Source organism: Synechococcus sp. R8-2, assembly GCF_047461715.1.
In the GTDB taxonomy this organism is placed as follows: Bacteria; Cyanobacteriota; Cyanobacteriia; order Thermostichales; family Thermostichaceae; genus Thermostichus.
Window position 1 is genome coordinate 1 of the sequence record NZ_JANSHQ010000025.1, and the last position, 5386, is coordinate 5386.

A 5386-nucleotide genomic window follows, 5' to 3' on the forward strand; every position below is an offset into this window, starting at 1 on the left:
GGTTGCTGGGTTTGATGTCGCGATGGATCACCCCCTTGATGAGATGGCCATCCTGCTCGGTCTCTAGGTTGTGGGCGTAATAGAGACCGGCACACACTTGGCGGGCAATCCTCACCACCTGTTGAGGCGGCAGCACCGGCTGCTTGAGCATTAGCTCCCCCAAACTGCGCCCCGTCAGGTATTCCATCACCAGGTAAGGTTGGTCGTTCTCTAGACCGTAATCCAGCACCTTAACAATGGCAGGGTGCTCCCCCAACAACGTGCTGATGCGAATTTCCTGCTGAAAACGTTTGTGCAACTGGCGTCGGGTGTTGTCATCGCCTGCCAAGTTTTGGTGCAACAGCTTTACCGCTACCGGACGGTTGAACAGGCGCGTATCGACTGCCTTGAACACCTGCCCCATGCCGCCCGCTGCAATGCTGTGAACCAGTTGATAGCGCTGGCCGATCACTTTTCCAGGAGCAAGCTGGTGCATAGGCAGCCTAGGAGCATGTACCCTCTGATTCTAATGCGTGTTTCTCGGGGGTTTCTCCCGCCTTTCTCTGGGCACTACTGCCAAGCTGTTTTCACTGCTTAATGTGTCTTAATGTGTCTGATGTACTTACTTTTGAATACTTATTAAACGCCCTGCCAGTAATTGAAGGCCGGACAAAGTCTGTGGGGCATCGAGAGCTACTTGGATCTGGAGGGATCTGATAGACTCATGCGGGCGCTTTGCCGGGTCTGTTCATTAGCTGTCTGTCGGGTATTTATGCTGGCTAACTGGCTGCAAATTTCGGGGATCCCTCTAGCCCTGATCGGCCCTGTTGAGAATCCGGTGCTGGTGTTTTTGATCATCCTGACCATCATGCTGGTGGCTCCCTTGCTGTTTGAGCGGCTGCGCCTGCCGGGGATCATCGGGTTAATCTTGGCCGGGCTGGTGGTGGGGCCCTACGGCTTGGGCATCTTGCGGCGGGACGAGACCATCATCCTGCTGGGCACGGTGGGGCTGTTGTTTCTCATGTTCATGGCGGGGCTGGAGACCAGTCTGGAAGATTTGAAGCTCAATGCCGGGAAGGCCACCCTCTTCGGGGCGCTCACCTTTCTGTTGCCCATGCTCATCGGCACAGCAGCCATGTTGGCCATTGGGTATGGCTTTCTGGCGGCGGTGCTGGTGGCCTCTTGTTTTGCCTCTCACACCCTGATCGGTCTGCCCATCATCTCGAAGCTGGGGTTGATGCGCCTGCAGACGGTGAGGGCAACTTTGGGGGCCACCCTTATCACGAATGTCCTGGCTTTGTTGGTGCTGGCGGTGGTGGTGCGCGCCCACCAAGGGGAGCTGTCGCTGCGCTTTTGGCTGACGTTGATCCCTTCCATTGCCCTCTACACGTTTGCCACCCTGTGGGGGGTGCCTAAGCTGGGCAGTTGGTTCTTTCAACGCTTTGGTCACGACGAGGGAGCAGAGTTTACTTTCGTGATCGCCACTTTGTTTGTGGTGGCCTACGGAGCGGGGTTGATCGGCATTGAGCCGGTGGTGGGAGCCTTTCTGGCCGGGACGGCCATTACCCCCATCATCCCCCAGCTCAGCCCCCTGATGAACCGGATCCAGTTTATCGGCAACACCCTGTTTGTGCCTTTTTTCTTGATCTCGGTGGGGATGCTGATCAATCCCGGCATTCTCTTGGGAGAGCCGCGCTCGCTGCTGGTGGGAGGGGTGATGATCGCAGCGGAGGTGGTGAGCAAGTTTCTGGCCGCTTGGATCCCGGCCCAACTGTTTGGCTGGCGCTTTGCCAGCGCTATGGTTATGTTCGGCCTGTCGATGGCTCAGGCGGCGGCTACCCTGGCGGCCATCACGGTGGCTTTTCAGGTGGAGTTGGTGGATGAGCTGACGGTGAACGGCACCATTGCCATGATCCTCGTGACCTGTGTTGCCTCGCCTTGGATTGTGGCCCGCTGGGGAGAGCAAATGCAGCCCACCGAGGTGGCCGCAGAGTCCACCGAATTGCCCAAGCCGGATTGGGGAGCTCGCGTCTTGGTGCCGGTGGCCAACCCGGATACCGAAAGCAACCTGCTGCAGTTGGCGTTGATTTTGGCCAAAAAAGATGGGGGAACGCTGCTGCCGCTGCATGTTTTGTCTGACCGTGCTGGGATCTCGCCGGCAGCCCTGGCTCGGCAAGAGCAGTTGTTGACCTTTGCAGAAGCTCTGGCCCACAGCGCCGTGACCCGAGTGGAGCCGATTCGGCGGGTGGATGACTCGGTGGAAAAAGGGATCATTCGCTCGGCGGCGGAACGGCAGGCAACCTTGGTGATCCTGGGCTGGAAGGGCTACTCCACCTATGCGGAGAACTTTTTCGGCAGCATCATTGACGCGGTGGTGCGGCAGGTGGGGATCCCAGTGTTGATCACGCGGTTTCCGGTACCCATCGAGACGGCGCGCCGCATCCTCTTGGTTGCACCGGAGCTGGAGGTCTCTCCCGGATCCCTGCAGCAGACCATTGGGCTGGCGCAAACGCTGGCTGGCGAATTGAAAGCAGGTTTGCAGATCCTGCTGGTGCAAACCCGACCTGGGCGGAAAAGCTCCCCAGCCTTGCCGGCAGAAAGCTATGCCCACTTGCCGGTTCAGCGGGTGCAGGGGGGGGTGGTGGCGGAAGTCTTTAAAGCGCTGCAGCCAGGAGATGTGTTGGTATTGGTTCCCAGCGAAACCGGCAACCGGTCGCGCCTGGGCCGAGAGCCGGAGACCATCGCCCGCAACCGACCCAGCCTTCCCATCATCGTGGCGCATTTGCCGCGGGATTCAGCTCATCCCTTGCGCCAAGGAGATGGGGTTCTGGCGGCCGCAGAGCCCACTTGACAGGGATGGCATTGGGGTGTTGTCTGGCGGACTGGAGCTCTTGTCTCAACTCCGCCCCAGCTCCCCTGGTAAACTGGGATACCCCAGGTTCGGAGCAGTCGTGAGCTAGAAGGGAGGCCCAGAGCCATAGACTATGTTGATTGAGGAAGTGGGGATAGTGCCCTGCGGAGCACAGGAGTATGGTTGCCTATTTGCTAGAAGTCGGCTGTGAAGAGCTCCCAGCCAGTTTTGTGGATTCGGCTCTGGAGCAGTGGCGAACCGGGATCCCGGCCTCTTTGGCGGAGGCCCATTTGCAAGCGGAGCAGATGCAGCTTTTCGGTACGCCGCGCCGCCTGGCGGTTCTGTTGCAGGGGTTGCCCACCCAGCAGCCGGATCGCACTTTGGAGGTGAAGGGGCCGCCGGTTCAGGTCGCCTACCAAGATGGCCAGCTCACCCCTGCCGGGGAAAAATTTGCCCAAAAACAAGGGGTGGATCCCGGCAGCCTGGAAATCCGGCAAGTGGGCAAGGGATCCTTTGTGTTTGCGGTGCAGCGGGTGCGGGGCCGACCGACGGCAGCCGTGCTCCAGGAACTGGCACCCGCCTGGATTACCAACTTGAGTGGTGAACGGCTGATGCGCTGGGCCTGCGGGGAGCTGAAGTTTCCGCGCCCCATCCGCTGGCTGGTCTCCCTTTGGGATGATCAGGTGCTGCCTTTGCTGCTGCCGACCCACGAGGACAATTCCATGCCGGGCTTGGTGGCGGGGCGGGTGAGCCGGGGGCACCGCGTTTTGGGATCCCAGCAGGTTGTCCTGGAGCGGGCCGAGAGCTACGTTCAGCAAATGCAAGAGGCGGGGGTCAGCCCCGATCCAACAGCGCGAGAGGCATACATTCAGGCTGAGGTGACCAAGCTGGCCAGGCAAGTGAATGGGGAAGCCCAGATCCCTGCTCCTTTGCTGCGGGAGGTGGTGCACTTGGTGGAGTGGCCGACGGCGGTTTTGGGGCGCTTTGAGCCAGAGTTTTTGCGCTTGCCCCCTGCGGTGATCGAGACGGTGATGATCACTCACCAGCGCTACTTCCCAGTACGGGATGGCCGGGATCCCAGAAAATTGCTGCCCTATTTCATCACCATCTCCAACGGCGACCCCCGGCAATCGGAGCGGATCGGGGCAGGCAACAGCCGTGTGGTGCGGGCGCGCCTGGCGGATGCCCGCTTTTTCTACGAGGAGGATCGGCGGATCCCCTTGGCGCAGCGGGTGGAACGCCTGCAGGCGGTTACTTTTGCCGAAGGGCTGGGCTCCATGCGGGACAAGGTGGAGCGCATCCGCCACATCAGCCGCCTCATTGCCGCTGCCCTGAACTTGGATCCCCAGGAGCAGGCGCTGGTGGATCGCACGGCTTACCTGTGCAAGGCGGATCTGGTTACCCAAATGGTGTACGAGTTCCCGGAGCTGCAGGGGATCATGGGGGCCGACTACGCTCGGCAGGATGGGGAACCGGAGGCGGTAGCCGAGGGGATTGAGCAACACTACTGGCCTTTGGGAGCGGGGGACGCTTTGCCCACAGCACTGACGGGGCGGGTGGTGGGCTGGGCGGATCGCCTGGATACCTTGGTGGGCATGTTTCGCTTGGGGCGGATCCCCACCGGCTCCTCGGATCGCTTTGCCCTGCGGCGGGCCGCCAACAGCCTGGTGCTGGTTGCCTGGGATGCCGGCTGGACTTTTGACTTCAACTTGCTGTTGCAGAGCGTGGTGCAGGACTATGCCTTTGGCGATGTCCACACCTTGCGAGCCTTGCAGGAGTTTTTGGCCCAACGGATACAGACCCTTTTGCAGGAGGAAAAACGGATTGATTACGACTTGGTCAGGGCCGTAGTGGGGGATCCCGAGTCGGTCAAAGCGGAGGATCCCCAGAAGGCCGAACTCACCTTGCGGGCCCTGGGTAACCTGCCCTTGACCCTGCTGCGGGCGGAGTACCTGCAACACCTGCGGGCCACCGGGGAATTGGCGGATCTCTATCCCACCCTCAATCGCTGCGCCCGCCTGGCAGCCCAAGGGGACTTGGACTACGCCGTGGTGGATCCGGCAGCCGCCGTGGATCCCGACCAGTTGCAGGAGGCGGCAGAAAGGGAGTTGTACGAGGCTTGCCAGAAAATCTATCGTCTGGGGGTGGAGCCAGCCCTTCAGGGAGACTTTGTCCCCTTGGTGGAAGCTCTGCAAGCAGCAGCCCCTCAGGTAGCTCAGTTTTTTGAAGCCGTTTTGGTGATGGATCCGGATCCTGTGCGACGGGCCAGCCGGCTCAATTTGCTGGGAGTATTGCGCAACCAGTCGCGCCTGTTGGGGGACATGGGGGCTGTGGTCATGGCAGGGGAATCCTCGCCGGAGAAGACCCCCTAGCCGTTTCAGATCAGTTTACTTCGAGACAGATCCCCCTCACCCCCAGCCTCTCTCCCAGAGGGAGCTACCCCCCAAGGACTCTGTCCCGCTGGCGCGAACGGCTTGGGAATGGACATATCGTCATTTCCACTCAAACTCAGAACACTGTGCCCACACCTAAACCGTTGGTCGCGTCTTCGCGTCA

3 protein-coding genes are annotated in these 5386 nt (G+C 60.6%); 2 read left to right on the forward strand and 1 reads right to left on the reverse strand.

What is annotated here, in order from left to right; genetic code table 11:
• On the reverse strand, positions 1 to 475 hold a 475-nt coding region (locus NW819_RS00685; protein WP_414412583.1), incomplete at its 3' end, for a serine/threonine-protein kinase.
• Between the two features lie 276 nt (positions 476 to 751).
• Here NW819_RS00685 and NW819_RS00690 point away from each other — a divergent pair.
• Together NW819_RS00690 and glyS are read left to right on the forward strand one after the other, a co-directional pair.
• Positions 752 to 2830: a cation:proton antiporter gene (locus NW819_RS00690; protein WP_414412584.1), complete on the forward strand. Its 2079-nt coding sequence runs from the start codon at positions 752 to 754 to the stop codon at positions 2828 to 2830.
• Positions 2831 to 3009: 179 nt separating this feature from the next.
• Positions 3010 to 5202, forward strand: a complete 2193-nt coding sequence (gene glyS, locus NW819_RS00695) for a glycine--tRNA ligase subunit beta (RefSeq protein ID WP_414412585.1) — start codon at positions 3010 to 3012, stop codon at positions 5200 to 5202.
• Positions 5203 to 5386: the final 184 nt, after the last annotated feature.

Bases quoted from the DNA above. Each gene is read 5' to 3' on its own strand.
- glyS (WP_414412585.1), top strand. From the start codon at position 3,010: ATGGTTGCCTATTTGCTAGAAGTCGGCTGTGAAGAGCTCCCAGCCAGT.
- NW819_RS00690 (WP_414412584.1), top strand. From the start codon at position 752: ATGCTGGCTAACTGGCTGCAAATTTCGGGGATCCCTCTAGCCCTGATC.